The following is a 14,933-nucleotide window of genomic DNA, read 5'->3' on the forward strand; positions in this document are numbered from 1 at the left end:
AGGACCGTTTGGGATACCAGTGGCGCAACACCATGCGTCTGCATCGTGTTGCGCCCTCGGTCAGCGCGTGGCCCGGAGTCGTCCGAGCTGCTTGAGCACGTCGGTCAGGGCTGCCGGATCGGCGACACGGTGGGCGGCCAGGGTGTCCCCCTCCCCCACTTTCACGCCGACGTCGCCGTCGCGGAGCACCCGGAAGCCGTCCTCGTCGGTCACGTCGTCGCCGGCGAAGAACACCGCGTCCGCTCCTCGGAGCTCCCGGAGGCGGTCGATCGCGTCGCCCTTCGTGACGTGGCGGACCGCGAACTCGAGGATGTCCTTGCCCCCGCGCTCGAGCACGCCGGGGTCGGCGTCGTGCGCGGCACGGCTCGCCTCGGCGTTCGTCGCGGCGGCCTCCTCCGCGCTCACCCGCCGGGTGTGCACACCGTGGCCCGCCGGCTTGTGCTCGATGACGACGCCGGGGTGGCGGGCACCGACCGCGTCGAGTGCAGCGCCGATCCGGGCGACCCTGGCGGTCTCTTCTTCGGTCAGCGCGGCTTCGTCGTGGCCGTCGACACGCCACTCGACGCCGTGCGAGCCGATCAGCGCCATGGTCTCCGGCGCGTGGGACACCGCTGCCAGGCTGCCGAGCGGCCGTCCGGACACGAGCACGACCTCCGTGTCCCGCGCGCGCTGCAGGGTGAGGACGGCGGCCCAACTGCCGGGCAGCGCACCCACCCGTGCGGGGTCGTCGGCGAAGGGCGCGAGCGTGCCGTCGAAGTCGAGCGCCACGAGCAGTCGCGGCGCAGCCGCGAGCGTCTCGAGCGCCTGGACGAGACCGGTCTCCGTCGTCCGGTCAGGCATCGCGGTCCTCCCGGGTGTCCTCGGCGGCGCGCGCGGTCTGGGCGTCCTGGTCGAAGATCGACGTGCCGTCGGTCGGTGCCTCGCGGTGCGGCTCCCCCTGGTCGGCTGCGTCCGGGTCGATCTGGGCACTCTTCGGCGCATGGCGGTCGAGCGCTTCGAGGAACGAGCGGGACCAGCGCGCCACGTCGTTGTCCCGCACGCGCTTGCGGAGGGCCCGCATGCGCGTCGAGCGCTCCCGTCGGGGCATCTCGATCGCGCGCTGGATGGAGTCCTTCAGCGCCCCGATGTCGTGCGGGTTGACGATGACGGCCTGCTTGAGCTCGTCGGCGGCACCGGCGAACTCGGAGAGGATGAGCACGCCGTCGTTGTCGAAGCGACTCGCGACGTACTCCTTCGCGACGAGGTTCATGCCGTCGCGGAGCGCCGTGACGAGCATGATGTCGGCGGCGAGGTAGAGCGCCACCATCTCCTCGCGGGGGTAGCCGTGGTGCAGGTACGAGATCGGCTGGTGGCCGATGACGCCGAGGTCGCCGTTGATGCGTCCCACGGTGAGCTCGATCTCGTCGCGGAGCATCCGGTAGGTGTCGACGCGTTCCCGGCTCGGGCTGGCGACCTGGATGAGCGCGGCGTCCTCCACCGCGAGGCGGCCGTCCTCGACGAGCTCGCCGAACGCCTTGATGCGGTGGCGGATGCCCTTCGTGTAGTCGAGCCGGTCGACGCCGAGCAGGACGGTCGTGGGGTTGCCGAGACCGTCGCGGATCTCCTTCGCGCGCTGCTGCACCTCGGGACGGCGGGCGATCTCCTCGAAGCTCTCGGCGTCGATCGAGATCGGGAAGTGCCGGGCCTCGACGTGCCGGACGGTGACGCCCTTGCGGCTCCGCGGTGCCTGCGGGTCGTCCACCGGGACGTCGACGATCGAGCCCTTCGTCGTGTAGCCCTTGATGTGCCGCACCGCACGGAGGAAGTCGCTCGCGTCGTCCTGCCGCTGGAACCCGATGACGTCCGCACCGAGCAGGCCGTCCAGGATCTGCGCGCGCCAGGGCAGCTGGGCGTAGATGCCGACCGGCGGGAACGGGATGTGGTTGAAGAACCCGATCGTCAGGTCGGGACGCAGGGTGCGCAGGAGCGCCGGCACGAGCTGCAGCTGGTAGTCCTGCACCCAGACGATGCCGTCCTGCTCGGCGATCTCGGCGACCTGCTCCGCGAAGCGCTGGTTCACACGCTTGTACGCGTTCCACCAGTCGCGGTGGTAGCTCGGGTGCTCGATGACGTCGTGGTACAGGGGCCACAGTGTGTCGTTGCTGAAGCCCTCGTAGTACTCCTGCACGTCGTCCGCGCTGAGCGGGACCGGGACGATGTGGATGCCCTCGTTGTCGAACGGCTCGACCGTGACGTCCGGCTGGCCGACCCACCCCACCCAGGCCCCGTCGTTCTGGCGCATCACCGGCTCGAGCGCCGTGACCAGGCCGCCGGGAGAGTGCCGCCAGCCCTCCGAACCGTCCTCCTCGACCACCCGGTCGACGGGCAGTCGGTTCGAGGCGACGATGAATGCGTACCGGGTGCTGTCCGTGCGGTCTGCGGGCATGGGTGGCGGGTGCTCCGTTCCTGCCCGGCGGCCTGCCGGGGCGTCGACCCCGAAACTACCAGCGACCGGTCGACCGGGCTGAGCGGATGTTCACGGACGGGCACCGGAGCGCCCAGACCGTCGGGTGCCACCGGACCGCCTCACTAGGCTCGCCCCATGGTGAGCACGCGCTGCTGGCAGGACGGGTCGCCGGCGGAGCAGGACTTCCCGGTCGGACACGTGTCGGAACTGGTCGCCCGCGACGGCGCCTTCGTCTGGGTCGACTTCACGGATCCGACACCGGCCGACCTCGAGCAGGTCGAGGGCGAGCTCGGCATCCACGCCCTCGCCGTCGAGGACGCCGTGGAGCGCGGGCAACGCCCGAAGCTCGACCGGTACCGGGACAGCCTGTTCCTCGTCGTCTACGACGCGCACGGCCCCGGCGAGGACGGTGGACTCGTCACCCACGAGGTGAAGGCGTTCGTCACCTCCCGCGCGCTCGTGACGATCCACGGCGCCGACTTCGACACCTCCGCGGTCCAGCGCCGGTGGGACGCCAACAGCGACCTCGCCGACCACGGGGTCCCGTGGCTGCTGTGGGGCCTGCTCGACACGGTCGTCGACCACGCCACGAGCGTCCTCGAGACGATCGAGCGGGACATCGACGCGCTCGAGGACGACCTGTTCGAGAACGGGGACCCGCGCGAGCAGCAGATCCAGCGGCGCTCGTTCCGGCTCCGGAAGGCGCTCGGCGTGCTGCGCCGGCTCGTCGTCCCCACCCGGGACAGCGTGGGGTCGCTGCTGCACGGTGACGCCGAGACGATCGTCGACGGGGTCCGCCCGTACTTCCGCGATGTGGAGGACCACCTCGTGTCGATCGCGGACACCGTCGAGCAGCAGCGCGACGCGGTCTCCAGCGTCCTGGAGACGAACCTGAACCTGGCGTCGAACCGGCAGAACACCGTCATGAAGAAGGTGACGAGCTGGGCGGCGATCATCGCCATCCCGACCGGCATCACGAGCTTCTTCGGGCAGAACGTGGAGTTCCCCGGCGAGGGCGAGTGGAGCGGGCTGTGGGCGTCGCTCGCGCTCACCGTGGTGACGTCGCTGGTCCTCTACCGGTCGTTCAAGCACCGCGACTGGCTCTGAGTGCCGGCACCGCGAGCGCGCCGGGCACGACGGATCAGATCTGCAGCGCCAGCACGCCCGCGACGACGGTGAGTGGCGCGACCACGCACCCGAGGGCGATGTAGCGCCCCCACGACAGGTGGATGCCCTCGGCCGTGAGCCGCGCGTGCCACAGCAGCGTCGCGAGCGAGGCCCACGGCGTGATGAGACACCCGGCGTTCACGCCGACGAGCAGCGCCGCGTACCGCAGGGCCTCGTGCCCCGCGGCCGGTTCGAGCACCAGGTAGGCGGGCAGGTTGTCGATCGCGTTCGCCGCGACGGCCCCTGCCCCGCCGAGGAGCAGCAGCGGACCGGTCCCGGTGCCCCCGCCGACCGCCTGGACGATCGGATCGGTGACCCCGGTGGCGTGCAGGGTCTCGACGACGACGAAGAGCCCGGCGGCGAACACGAGCGTGGACCAGGGCACGCGGGACGGCCTGAGCTCCGCGGGTGCCCGCCACGCCGCGACCCCGATGAGCACGAGCGCCGCGAGGACGGCGGCGACCCAGACCTCGACCCCCGCGGTCAGGGCCACGACCAGGGCGACGAGGACGACGGACGCCGCCCAGGAGAAGACCGGATCGGACGCCTTCCGCAGCCCGACCGGCGTGTAGCGCCCGAACAGCGAGCGACGGAACACCACGAGCAGCACCGCGCACGGCACGACGACCCCGGCGAGCGCCGCCCACACCATCAGCCCGGCGAACGGCAGCGGCCCGTCGAGTCCGATGCCGTCCACCGCGAGCAGGTTCGTCAGGTTCGACACCGGCAGCAGCAGCGATGCCGTGTTCGCGAGCCAGACGGTGGTGAGGGCGAAGGGCATCGGCGGCAGCCCGACCCGGCGCGCGAGCGTGATGACGATCGGTGTCAACAGGACCGCGGTGGTGTCGATCGACAGGAACACCGTGCACACCACGGCGAGCACGACGACCGCGGCCCACAGGCCGATCGTCCGTCCGCCGCCGATCCGCGCGGCGAGGTCGGCGAGCCGGTCGAAGACGCCCGCGTCCGCGGCGAGCTCGGAGACGATCGTCAGCCCGAGGACGAAGCCGAGCACCGGCAGGACCCGCTCCGCGAGCGCCGCGAGTTCGGGCAGCGGCAGCAACCCGAGGGCGACGCACACCGCCCCGACGGCGAGCAGGACGGCTCCGATGACGGCTTGGCGCACGATGCGACTCCTTGCTGGGATGGCCGGCGGTCCCTGTGCGCCCGGCGGCGCTCCAATGTACCGCCCGGTAACGTGGGCCGGACGACGACAGGAGGAACCCGTGCGGAAGTTCATGTTCAGCGGTGCGGTGTGGGGCTCGCTCATCAGCGGCTACAGCGTGCTGCAGACGACCAGGCGTGGACCGCGTGACTGGCGGCTCGCCCTGACCTGGGTGGCCTGGCTCTCGACCACGATCGTGGCGGTCGGCACGGTCGTCGAGGACGACCGTGCGGTGAAGGCGAAGCAGCGCGCCGCGCGCTGACGGCACCACACGACGGACGGGAGGCCCGCTACCAGCTGGTAGCGGGCCTCCCGTCCGTCATGGGGCAGCTGGTCAGCGCCGCTCGGGCGGGACGTCCTCGGCGCGGATGCCCGAGGTCTGGATCGGGCCGGTGAACAGGGCGGAGCGTTCGTCGCCCTCACCGAACAGCTGGGAGTCGTTCTCGCTCCGCGGCCGGCGCGGTGCCGCGGGCTCCTGCACCGGGTCGGTGAGCTGGACGCGCTGCAGCGGCAGTGCCTCCGGGTGCTGGCGCTGCAGCCACTCCACCATCTCCTCGCGGACGTAGCACCGGAGGTCGAACAGGCCGCCGGCATCGGGCGCGGTGACGAGGATGCGGACGCGCACCAGTCCCCCGACGGCGTCCGTGACCTGCAGCACCTTGGTGCGGCCGTCCCAGATCGTGCTCGTCTCGAGGATGCGGTCGAGCTCTTCGCGCATCTCCGACGGGCTCACCCGCCAGTCGAGGTCGAACTCGACCGCACCGAGCAGCTCGCTGCCCGTGCGGGTCCAGTTCTCGAACGGGGTGCTCGTGAAGTAGGTCGAGGGCAGCACGAACCGCCGGTCGTCCCACAGGTGCACGACCACGTAGGTGAGGGTGATCTCCTCGATCCGGCCCCACTGCGTCTCCACCACCACGACGTCGTCGACCCGGATCGAGCCGGAGAAGGCGAGCTGCATGCCCGCGAAGACGTTCCCGAGCATCGACTGCGCGGCGAGACCGGCGATCACCGAGAGGAGCCCGGCACTCGCCAGGACGCTCGCGCCGGCGGCCTCCACCCCGGGGAAGGTGAGCAGGATCGCACCGACGGCGATGATGACGAGGACGGCGACGGTGAGTCGCCGGATGATGAGCACCTGCGTTCGCACCCGGCGGGCGACCCGGTTGTCGGGGACGTCCACGCGGTACTTGTGCAGCCCGAGGCTCTCGAGGAAGATCGCGAGCTCGCAGGCCAACCAGCACCCGACACCGATCATCGCGATGAGGAAGACGTGCGACACCTCGTCCCGCCACGGGAACCGCTCGGCGTCGCGCGGGATGCTCGAGCTGAACGCCGTCCAGAGCATGGCGAGGAGCAGGGTGGTGCGGGTCGGGTGCTTCGTGCGCCGGGAGAGCGCGGCCGCCCAGCGTTCCCGCCGACCGAGCGCCCGGAAGACCAGGTGCAGGACGAGTGACGCGACGGCCGTGACGAGCAGGGCGATCCCGATCGCGACGAGGAGTCGGAGGAAGATGTCCATCCGTCCATCGTGGTGGGTCCCGCGTCGCTCGTCGTCCAGGCGGCGGCCAGGGAGCGGGCCCGGGAAGGCCATCGGGCGCGGTGGGACGAGGTGCGGAGGCCGTCGGGCGCCCGGGTCGGACGTCCGGCGGTAGCGTGTCGGCCATGACAGCGAAGAACGACACGGGGGTCGACCGCGCTCCGGCGAACGACTTCTCGCACGAGCAGGAGGGCTACCAGCACGGGCTGAAGCCCCGGCAACTGCAGATGATCGCCATCGGTGGCGCGATCGGGACGGGCCTGTTCCTCGGTGCCGGTGGCCGGCTCCACACCGCCGGTCCCGCCCTCGCGGTGACGTACCTGATCGCGGGCGTGTTCGCCTTCTTCATCCTCCGGGCACTCGGGGAGCTCGTGCTGCACCGGCCCTCCTCCGGGTCGTTCATCTCGTACGCCCGCGAGTTCTACGGCGAGAAGTTCGCCTACGCCGCGGGGTGGATGTACTTCCTCAACTGGGCGATGACCTCGATCGTGGACACGACGGCCGTCGCGGTCTACCTGAAGTACTGGTCGGCGTTCACCGCGGCCCCGCAGTGGCTCCTCGCACTCATCGCCCTGGTCGTCGTCCTGGCCGCGAACATGGTCGCGGTGAAGGTGTTCGGCGAACTCGAGTTCTGGTTCGCGCTCATCAAGGTCGCCGCGCTCGTCGCGTTCCTGGTCGTCGCGATCGTCTGGCTCGTCTTCGCGTTCCCGGTGGAGACCGGCGGCGAGGCGGTCCGGACCGGCTTCTCGATCTGGGGCGACAACGGCGGGCTCCTGCCGAACGGCGTCCTGCCGGCCGTCCTCGTCATCCAGGGCGTCGTGTTCGCCTACGCCGCGATCGAGCTCGTCGGCACCGCGTCCGGCGAGACCCAGGACACCGAGAAGGTCATCCCGCGCGCGATCAACTCCGTCGTCTTCCGCATCGCGGTCTTCTACGTCGGCTCGATCGTCCTCCTGTCGATCCTGCTGCCGTACACGGCGTACAAGGAGGGCGAGAGCCCCTTCGTCACGTTCTTCTCGTCGATCGGGAACCCGCAGGTGGGGGTCGTCGTCGGGTCGATCATGAACTTCGTCGTGCTCACCGCGGCGCTGTCGTCCCTGAACGCCGGGCTGTACTCGACCGGCCGCGCGCTGCACTCGATGGGCATGAACGGCTCGGCACCGAAGTGGACCACGAAGATGTCGAAGGGCGGCGTGCCGTACGCCGGCATCCTGCTCACCGCGGCCTTCACCGTCGCCGGTGTCGTGCTGAACTACTTCGTGCCCGGCCAGGCGTTCGAGATCGCCCTGAACATCGCCAGCCTCGGCATCATCACGGCGTGGGGCACGATCATCCTCTGCCAGATGAAGCTGCGGCAGTGGGCCAAGCAGGGGCTGGCGAAGGAACCGACGTTCCGGCTGCCCGGGGCTCCCGTCACGAGCTGGCTGACGCTGGCGTTCCTCGCGTCGGTGATCGTCCTCATGGCGATCGACTACCCGGTCGGGACGTACACGATCGCCTCGCTGGTCGTCGTCATCCCGCTGCTGGTCGTCGGTTGGTTCCTGCAGCGTGACCGGATCCTCCGCATCGCCTCGCTGCGCCAGGGCGTCACCGGTCCGTACCCGATCACCGGCCGCGACCCGGCCGCGCAGGTGCGGCGGTCCACCGAGCACAGGGACGGCGACGGCCGCAGCTGACCTCCCCGACGTGGCACGGGTCCGGCACCCGCCGGTACGATCAGCGGGTGCCGGACTCTCCTGTTCTCCCGACGCTCGACCTGCAGCACACCTGGCGTGGCGCCACGTGCCGGGTGCGGGTGTTCCGTGACCGGGTCACCGCGGAGACGAGCTACGAGCGCGACGCGCTGCTCCCGGTCCCGATGGACGCCGTGCAGGGGTGGCGGATCGAGGAGTGCGACGACGACGCGGTCTGCGTCGAGTTCGTCACGCCGGACGACGTCTGGCGGGTGTTGCTCTCCCCCGCCGACGAGGCGGTCGCCGACGTCGCGTTGCGCTCGGCGCTCGGTGCGCCACTCCCGCCCGCGTCGTAGCGACGTCGCCGGCAGCGGCGGGCGGGCGTCAGACCAGCAGCAGCACCGCGGCGAGCACGGAGGCCACCGCGATCACCAGCGCGATGAGCAGCAGCACGAAGTGCACGCGCCAGAACGTCGTCGGGCGGCCCGCGGCGTCCCGGGCGCGGGAGTCCTTCGCGACGCGCTGGAAGAAGCGCGGCCACGCGACCACGTTGAAGACGGCGCCGACGATCAGGACCACTGCAGCGAAGACGAGCACCCGACGATCCTACGCCCGGGCCTCGGCCGCCCCCCACGACCGGCCGAGACCCGCGACCACACCGGGTGTAGCACGTGCTACAGAGCGTACACGACCGGGTGGTCGGGCCCGGGGTCAGGTGCCCGCGAGGACCGCTTCCGCCTCTGCGAGCGCTGCCTGGTCGGCCGGGCTGAGCGGTGTGCGGTGTCGACGGGCGCCGTCGTTCACCTCGACGATGAGACGGCTGAGCCGGGTCGCGGGGTCGTCGGAGTCGGGGTACTCGTTGTCGGTGCCGAGTCGGGCGTGGACCGGTTCGAGACGGCGGAGGGCATCCTGCAGCGCCCGGGTCCGTCTGCTCTGCCAGAGCCGGTGGCCGAGGACGAGGAGGAGCATGCCGGACGCGACGAGCAGCACCGCGCCCGGTGTCGTCACGTCGTACGGCAGGGCGAGCGCCCGCGTGACGTCGACCCGGCCGGCGACGTGGGCCAGGTCCATCACCGCGACGACCACCATGCGGACGACGCCGAAGACCCCGCCGGCGACGAGCGCCCACAGGCCGACTCGGTCCGGACCGGTCCGGGCCTCCCGGATGCGCAGCACGCAGATGAGCCCGGTGGCGCCGAGGGCGACGCCCAGGTACGTCGTCTGCACGATCGAGTAGACCGCCGCGAGGGGCTGCGCACCGACGGCGAGCATGAACGTCGTGGTCGTCGGGACCGGGTCGAGCAGCACGAACGCCGTCACGACGGCGACGACCACGACGGAGCACGACGCGACGACCGCCCTGCGCATCCACGGCCGTGCCGCTCCCACGGCCTTCGCGACGCCCCAGAGCAGCGTGCTCGTCCCCGCCGCCATCAGGACGTCGCACACGAGGGTCAAGACGTTCCGTCCGCCGAGCAGCGGGTCGACGGCGCGGTACAGGGGGTCGACGCCGGCGACGACCGTGCCCGAGAACAGCAGGAACGTCAGTGCCAGCGTCCGGTCCTGCCCGCGTTGCACGACGGAGAGGACGACCGCCCCGACGACGAGCAGGACCGCCTGGACGACGGCGAGGATCACCCGAAGACCCCGCGGAACGCACTGGGACGTTCGCGGTGGCCGCGGATCAGCTGCGCGAGCCGGTCGGCGAAGAGCTCGGCCTCGCGTTCGTACTCGTTCTCGAAGAGGCCGCGGGCGAGGGCCCGTTCGACCTTGTACTCGGGCAGGTCCGGGATGAGGCTCCGGATGGCGGCGGCCTGCGGCGCGGTCTCGTGGTGTCCGTGCAGGACGTGGCCGAGCTCGTGTCCGATGACGAACGCGCGGAAGGTCGGGGACGGCGTCGGGGAGATCATCACGAGGTGACGGTGCTCCAGCGTCGCGACGAAGCCGCACACCGGCTCGTCGGCCAGGAACGACTCCTCACGGACGGTGATCGGCTTGCCGACGAGGTCCTCGGCCGCCGCGACGGCGTCGTCGATCCCGGTCCAGCCCGCGTCCTCGCCCAGCTGCCAGAACCGGTCGACCAGCGTCGGCGCGGTCACACCGCACCGCCGCTGCGCGACTCCTGCTCGATGACCTCGGCGATGCGGCGGAGGGCCTCCGGCGAGAGTTCACCGGGGAAGGTCCGCGCTGCGAAACCGCTCACCCGGGCCGAACGGACGGCCCGCACGAGGGCGAGTTGCGCGCCGATGCGCTCGGGCAGTTCGCTGTCCTCGAGCAGGAAACGGTCGTCGACCTCGAAGAAGCCCGCGAGCAGGCGCAGCAGCTGGGTGTCGCTGTTCCGCCGCCCGTCACCGGAAACCATGTAGGTCCACTTCGCGCGCGAGAGCGAACCGCCGCCGTCGGCCACGTACTGCTCGATCTCCGCGAAGGGCACGGGTGCACCACGCTGCGACTCCTCGAAGTCGAGCAGCAGGTTGAGCCGTCGCGCGAGCTCCCCCGCGTCGAGCACGCCGCCCTTCGGCACCGATCCCGTCATCGTCGCCCCCTTCGATCCCGTGCCCGACCACCCTACTGCGCCACTACCCTCGGACGGGTGCCCCGCCGGTACCCCGCTTCCATCGCCGGCCCGGTCGAGCACGAGATCGTCGTGTCGCGCTCCCGGTTCGTCACCCTCGCGCACCCCGCCGCGGACCCGGCGGCGGCGGAGGCCGTCATCGCGGACGTCCGCCGTCGCTCGTGGGACGCCCGGCACCACTGCACCGCGATGGTCACCGGCGTCCTCGGAGACCAGGCCCGGTCCTCCGACGACGGTGAACTCTCGGGCACCGCGGGCGTCCCGATGCTCGAGGTCCTCCGTCGGCGGGACCTCACCGACGTCGTCGTGGTCGTCAGCCGGTGGTTCGGCGGCGTGAAGCTCGGTGCCGGTGGGCTGGTCCGGGCCTACTCGACCTCGGTGTCCGAGACGCTTGACCGGGCGGAGGTCGTCCGCCGCGCCGCCCGGACGCAGGTGACCGTAGCGGTCCCGCACGCCGACGCGGGACGGGTGGACAACGCCCTGCGCGCGTGGGTGCAGCGGCACGACGCCACCTCCGGCGCGACGGTCTACGGCGCGGAGGCGACGTTCGAGGTGTGGGTGCCGACCGACGGGATCGCAGAACTCCGGGCGGAGTTGGCGGCGGTGTCGTCGGGCGGGCTCGATGCGGTGGTCGGCGAGGAGCGAGTGGTGGAGCTGTCCGACGGGTGACGCAGCGCCGGCGGCTGGGCCGTCCGGTCGAGATGGTGACCGGAACCGGGTCGGGCGTGTCGGGCACGACGGTCTCGCGAGGCACGGTGCGTGGAACGCCGGTACGACGACGAAGACCCCGACCGGATCGGTCGGGGTCTTCGGTTGGTGCACCCCCTCGGACTTGAACCGAGAACCCACTGATTAAGAGTCAGTTGCTCTGCCAATTGAGCTAGAGGTGCGTGGTGTGAAGTTGTCCTGCCGCTTCGGCGTGCGCCCCGCGACGGGAATCAACAATAGCATGACTTCTGCGTGCCGTTGACCACTCGCGGCACGGACGAACAGGAGCCCCACTTGAGCGACCGTCTCGCCGCCGGCGACACCGCCCCCGACTTCACCCTCCCCGACCAGGACGGCACCGAGCACGCGCTCGCGGACCTCCGCGGACGGAAGGTGATCGTGTACTTCTACCCCGCGGCGTCCACCCCGGGCTGCACCACCGAGGCCTGCGACTTCCGCGACAACATGTCGTCGCTCCAGGCCGCCGGCTACGAGGTCCTCGGCGTCTCGAAGGACGAGCTGCCCGCCCTGCAGCGCTTCCACTCCGAGCAGGCCCTGAGCTTCCCGCTGCTGAGCGACCCCGATCTCGCCGTACACCGCGCGTACGGGGCATGGGGTGAGAAGAACAACTACGGCAAGATCGTCACCGGCACCATCCGGTCGACGATCGTCGTCGACGAGGAGGGCCGCGTCCAGCTGCCGCTCTACAACGTCAAGGCCACCGGCCATGTGGCGAGCCTGCGGAAGAAGCTCGGCCTGGTCTGACGGCCCGCCTCCCGGTGCTGCTCGGGCCCGGTGCTGCTCGGGCCCGTCGCCGCTCAGTCCCGGCGCACGAGTGCCGCGGTCACCGGCCGGCTGAGCACGAGCGTGATGCCGAGCAGCGCCGGGATGAGCAGCGCCCACCCGACGGACGCCACCCGCGACTCGCCCTGGAACGCCCCGATCGCAAGGGCACCCTGCAGGACCTGCCAGACGACCACACCGCTGCGCACCCAGGCGCGTCCGCGGCGGAGCCCGGCCACCATCGCGCCGAGCCAGACGGTCGCGAGGACCGCGAGCACGAGCAGGGCGATCCCGGACGCGATGCCCGCTGCCGGGGTCGTGAGGAGTTCCACGAGCAGGTAGACCGTCACGGCGGCCATCGCGAGGAACTCGAGCCCGACGACGGCGACGAGCACGAGGAGTGCAGCGGGCCGCCTCCGGGGGACGAGTTCGTCGTCCGTGGTGGTGTCAGGCACAGCGATCCTCCAGCAGTGAAACCCTTGATTTGGCCATACCAGTATGGAACGATGTCCGAGGTCGTTTGGACGGCACGATGTGGTGTACGTCTCCCGTGGTTCGACGCTCCTCCCCCGAGCGTTCCGCGGGCGTCGAACTCTCCCCGCGCGGGCTCCTCCCCCACAGGAAGCCTCCCGTACGTCACATGAGCATGTGCAGAGTCCCGATCCCCCGAGCCACGGCCGCGGCCTGCCGTTCGAGCATCTACCGCAAGGAGCACCACACATGGACTGGCGTGACCAGGCTGCCTGCCTCACCGCAGACCCCGAGCTCTTCTTCCCCGTCGGGAACACCGGCCCGGCCGTCGACCAGATCGAGAAGGCCAAGTCGGTCTGCGCTCGGTGCACCGTGACCGAGATGTGCCTGCAGTACGCCCTCGAGAACAACCAGGACTCCGGTGTCTGGGGCGGCCTCAGCGAGGACGAGCGTCGCGCGCTCAAGCGCCGCGCAGCCCGCGCCCGCCGCGCCTCCTGACCGCGCACACCTGACGGGAGAGCCCGCCATCCCTCCGGGTGGCGGGCTCTCCTGCGTCCGGCCCGTGACACTGTGCCGCAGGGACACCGCGGAACGCCTGGAGGCCCGCACCTCGTTGTCGGCTGCCGACCAGTCTGTCCCGACCTGCGCTGCGCCCGCCACAACGCCGATGTCCGGCACCGCTGCCAGATCACTTGTCCTGACGGAGCAGCGTCCCGGTAGAGCGGTCGACCGAGCGATCTGCAAAGCTCGGGTCATGTCATGGCCACAGGCTGATCCCTTGGACTCGGATCGTCTCGCCCTGGAACCGCTTGCCGTCGAACACGCAAGCGAGATGGTCACCACCCTGGCTCCACCAGAGCTTTACCTCTTCACCGGCGGCGAGCCACCGACCCTGGACGAACTGGGCGCACGGTACGGCCGCCAGTCCATCCACCGTCGTGACTTGGTTGCGCTCGGTCGACGTGCGGCACATCAGGGCTTCCATCCATCCCGACCACACAGCTTCCGAGCACGTCGCGCGCCGGACCGGGCTTGCACCCACGACCGCTGTCATCGACGGCGAAGTTCTCTGGGAGGTCTTCTTGCCTCCGGCCGCTGAGCACTGTCCCGTCCGATGGACGATCGGCGAGTGAGCCGCCTCACCGTCGGCGTAGCCCTCGGATGAGCAGCGCGGTGGACACCAGCATCACTCCCGAAAGCAGCAGAGTGCCGCCGAGGATGGCTACCGGTGTACTCCCGGCGCTGACAAGCACGAACACACCGATGATGGCGAGTGGGGCACCGATGAGCAGGCCCACGAGGTCGGCGGCTCCCTGCTGTTGCGGGTTGTTCACAGGGTCAGGCTATCGGCGGGCGACAAGGGGCATGCAATCCCAGAGTTCCGTCCCGATGGCCGTTGGACCACCGAACGCTGGCTCGGTCGCTCTTGATCGTTCCGGTGGGGAATCGGCTGACGGGACGGTGTACTACTCGGACCTCAGACCACACGGAAGCCGGATTCGACGGCGACAGGTGCAGGTGAATGTGCGGCCGCTGGTTGAGCGTGCAGTCATGCCTCCGACTAGGGCTTCGCCCCGTTCCCGAACGACCCGTGCAGCGTCGTCCCGGCGAACACGGTTCCGTCAACAACACCGTGTACCCGCGCGAGCGTGGCGTCGTCCGCCGGGGAGACCCCGATCGTCAGCGAGCCGTAGTCGATGCGCATCGTCTGCGGAATGCTCGCCTCGACTCCGGTCACGCCTGGAGTGGCCGCGAGCGTGGCCGATCCGGACGCGACACCGAGGGCGGTTTCGTCAGGGATCCGCTGGTCGAACGTGCCCGAGTAGGTGACGGTGGAGAGAACGTGTCCCGGCCCCTCCGGCACCTGCAGCGTGAGGGTGACACCGGTCCAGGCAATCCGCTCCGCCATCGCGACCGGAACCGCGGACGCTTCCGACGGGGTTGCGTCCGGGTCCATCGTGACCACGAAGGCGCTCGAGAACGAGTGCGTCTCGGTCGCACCGACTGGGGGTGTGGGACGAGCCGAGGGCGTGGGTACCGGCGGGAGCGTGAGATCGTCCGGGGAGACACCGCCCATCGGCGGCGGTGCGGCCGGGCCGGCATCGCGGTTTTACCATGCGTCGAGGCCAGGGGGCGTGACGTCTGTTCCGTCGGCGGCGGTGTAGCGCTGGTGCAGCTCGATCCGGTTCGTCGCGCTCGCGACGCCGGGGCTCGCCCGCACGGTGCGGAGCGCGTCGTCGAGCGTGGACGCGACCTGCGGGTCCAGCTGCGGGACCGCCGCCGCCGCCGTCGCGGAGGAGGCTGTGCCTCCCGGCCCGGCTGCGCACCCCGTGACCGAGACGAGCGTGATCACGAGGGCTGCGGTGACGGCGGCGGTTCGCTGGAGCATCTTCCGACGGTACGGGCACAGA

General features: G+C 70.9%; 19 protein-coding genes and 1 tRNA gene. 7 read left to right on the top strand and 13 right to left on the bottom strand.

The window, feature by feature from the left end; translation table 11 throughout:
• Window positions 1-60: 60 nt before the first annotated feature.
• Together otsB and otsA are read right to left on the bottom strand one after the other, a co-directional pair.
• Entirely contained in the window at window positions 61-840 is a 780-nt protein-coding gene (gene otsB, locus DEI95_RS13720; protein WP_110824468.1) for a trehalose-phosphatase, read from the bottom strand.
• Window positions 833-2,425 carry an alpha,alpha-trehalose-phosphate synthase (UDP-forming) gene (otsA, locus tag DEI95_RS13725; protein WP_110889896.1) on the bottom strand — a complete coding sequence of 531 codons (1,593 nt, stop codon included), beginning with the start codon at window positions 2,423-2,425 and terminating at the stop codon, window positions 833-835. Before otsA ends, otsB begins: the two co-directional genes overlap by 8 nt.
• Before the next feature lie 156 nt (window positions 2,426-2,581).
• On the opposite strand from otsA, the gene DEI95_RS13730 reads away from it, so the two are divergent.
• Window positions 2,582-3,553: a magnesium transporter CorA family protein gene (locus DEI95_RS13730; protein ID WP_111060599.1), complete on the top strand. Its 972-nt coding sequence runs from the start codon at window positions 2,582-2,584 to the stop codon at window positions 3,551-3,553.
• Window positions 3,554-3,587: 34 nt separating this feature from the next.
• Here DEI95_RS13730 and DEI95_RS13735 read toward each other — a convergent pair whose 3' ends face one another.
• On the bottom strand, window positions 3,588-4,739 hold the full coding sequence (locus tag DEI95_RS13735) for an SLC13 family permease (protein WP_111060600.1): 1,152 nt from the start codon (window positions 4,737-4,739) through the stop codon (window positions 3,588-3,590).
• A 100-nt stretch (window positions 4,740-4,839) separates the two neighbouring features.
• Here DEI95_RS13735 and DEI95_RS13740 point away from each other — a divergent pair, with 100 nt between their 5' ends.
• A complete protein-coding gene (locus tag DEI95_RS13740; protein WP_110824472.1) occupies window positions 4,840-5,040 on the top strand; it encodes a hypothetical protein in 201 nt (66 codons plus the stop codon).
• Window positions 5,041-5,112: 72 nt separating this feature from the next.
• Here the strand turns inward: DEI95_RS13740 and DEI95_RS13745 are convergent, their stop codons facing one another.
• Window positions 5,113-6,294, bottom strand: a complete 1,182-nt coding sequence (locus DEI95_RS13745) for a mechanosensitive ion channel family protein (RefSeq protein ID WP_111060601.1) — start codon at window positions 6,292-6,294, stop codon at window positions 5,113-5,115.
• A 143-nt stretch (window positions 6,295-6,437) separates the two neighbouring features.
• On the opposite strand from DEI95_RS13745, the gene DEI95_RS13750 reads away from it, so the two are divergent.
• Together DEI95_RS13750 and DEI95_RS13755 are read left to right on the top strand one after the other, a co-directional pair.
• On the top strand, window positions 6,438-7,988 hold the full coding sequence (locus DEI95_RS13750; RefSeq protein ID WP_110889898.1) for an amino acid permease: 1,551 nt from the start codon (window positions 6,438-6,440) through the stop codon (window positions 7,986-7,988).
• A 47-nt stretch (window positions 7,989-8,035) separates the two neighbouring features.
• Entirely contained in the window at window positions 8,036-8,341 is a 306-nt protein-coding gene (locus DEI95_RS13755) for a hypothetical protein (RefSeq protein ID WP_146243678.1), read from the top strand.
• Between the two features lie 28 nt (window positions 8,342-8,369).
• On the opposite strand, the gene DEI95_RS13760 is transcribed toward DEI95_RS13755, so the two are convergent.
• The 4 genes from DEI95_RS13760 to DEI95_RS13775 all read right to left on the bottom strand — a co-directional run bounded on the left by DEI95_RS13760 (window position 8,370) and on the right by DEI95_RS13775 (window position 10,521).
• The gene (locus DEI95_RS13760; protein WP_110824475.1) at window positions 8,370-8,582 is read right to left on the bottom strand and encodes an SCO4848 family membrane protein; all 213 of its coding nucleotides are present in this window, start codon (window positions 8,580-8,582) and stop codon (window positions 8,370-8,372) included.
• Window positions 8,583-8,696: 114 nt separating this feature from the next.
• Window positions 8,697-9,623: a hypothetical protein gene (locus DEI95_RS13765; protein WP_111060603.1), complete on the bottom strand. Its 927-nt coding sequence runs from the start codon at window positions 9,621-9,623 to the stop codon at window positions 8,697-8,699.
• The gene (locus DEI95_RS13770; protein ID WP_110824477.1) at window positions 9,620-10,084 is read right to left on the bottom strand and encodes an ImmA/IrrE family metallo-endopeptidase; all 465 of its coding nucleotides are present in this window, start codon (window positions 10,082-10,084) and stop codon (window positions 9,620-9,622) included. The genes DEI95_RS13765 and DEI95_RS13770 overlap by 4 nt, the downstream gene beginning before the upstream one ends.
• Window positions 10,081-10,521, bottom strand: coding sequence for a hypothetical protein (locus DEI95_RS13775; RefSeq protein WP_110824478.1), 441 nt, complete (start codon window positions 10,519-10,521; stop codon window positions 10,081-10,083). The genes DEI95_RS13770 and DEI95_RS13775 overlap by 4 nt, the downstream gene beginning before the upstream one ends.
• A gap of 57 nt (window positions 10,522-10,578) precedes the next feature.
• On the opposite strand from DEI95_RS13775, the gene DEI95_RS13780 reads away from it, so the two are divergent.
• Window positions 10,579-11,229 carry a YigZ family protein gene (locus DEI95_RS13780; protein ID WP_111060604.1) on the top strand — a complete coding sequence of 217 codons (651 nt, stop codon included), beginning with the start codon at window positions 10,579-10,581 and terminating at the stop codon, window positions 11,227-11,229.
• A gap of 145 nt (window positions 11,230-11,374) precedes the next feature.
• Here DEI95_RS13780 and DEI95_RS13785 read toward each other — a convergent pair.
• A tRNA-Lys gene (locus tag DEI95_RS13785) sits at window positions 11,375-11,450 on the bottom strand.
• A gap of 112 nt (window positions 11,451-11,562) precedes the next feature.
• Here DEI95_RS13785 and bcp point away from each other — a divergent pair.
• Window positions 11,563-12,033 carry a thioredoxin-dependent thiol peroxidase gene (gene bcp, locus DEI95_RS13790; RefSeq protein ID WP_110824480.1) on the top strand — a complete coding sequence of 157 codons (471 nt, stop codon included), beginning with the start codon at window positions 11,563-11,565 and terminating at the stop codon, window positions 12,031-12,033.
• Window positions 12,034-12,086: 53 nt separating this feature from the next.
• On the opposite strand, the gene DEI95_RS13795 is transcribed toward bcp, so the two are convergent.
• Window positions 12,087-12,506, bottom strand: a complete 420-nt coding sequence (locus tag DEI95_RS13795; RefSeq protein WP_110824481.1) for a hypothetical protein — start codon at window positions 12,504-12,506, stop codon at window positions 12,087-12,089.
• Window positions 12,507-12,771: 265 nt separating this feature from the next.
• Here DEI95_RS13795 and DEI95_RS13800 point away from each other — a divergent pair, with 265 nt between their 5' ends.
• On the top strand, window positions 12,772-13,020 hold the full coding sequence (locus DEI95_RS13800) for a WhiB family transcriptional regulator (protein WP_022904217.1): 249 nt from the start codon (window positions 12,772-12,774) through the stop codon (window positions 13,018-13,020).
• A gap of 641 nt (window positions 13,021-13,661) precedes the next feature.
• Here DEI95_RS13800 and DEI95_RS13810 read toward each other — a convergent pair.
• The 3 genes from DEI95_RS13810 to DEI95_RS13820 all read right to left on the bottom strand — a co-directional run bounded on the left by DEI95_RS13810 (window position 13,662) and on the right by DEI95_RS13820 (window position 14,911).
• On the bottom strand, window positions 13,662-13,856 hold the full coding sequence (locus DEI95_RS13810; RefSeq protein WP_110889903.1) for a hypothetical protein: 195 nt from the start codon (window positions 13,854-13,856) through the stop codon (window positions 13,662-13,664).
• A 227-nt stretch (window positions 13,857-14,083) separates the two neighbouring features.
• Window positions 14,084-14,479 (bottom strand): hypothetical protein, encoded by a 396-nt coding sequence (locus tag DEI95_RS13815; protein ID WP_146243679.1) that lies wholly within the window; start codon window positions 14,477-14,479, stop codon window positions 14,084-14,086.
• Between the two features lie 153 nt (window positions 14,480-14,632).
• On the bottom strand, window positions 14,633-14,911 hold the full coding sequence (locus DEI95_RS13820) for a hypothetical protein (RefSeq protein ID WP_146243680.1): 279 nt from the start codon (window positions 14,909-14,911) through the stop codon (window positions 14,633-14,635).
• Window positions 14,912-14,933: the final 22 nt, after the last annotated feature.

It is taken from the genome of Curtobacterium sp. MCBD17_008, assembly GCF_003234475.1.
In the GTDB taxonomy this organism is placed as follows: Bacteria; Actinomycetota; Actinomycetes; order Actinomycetales; family Microbacteriaceae; genus Curtobacterium.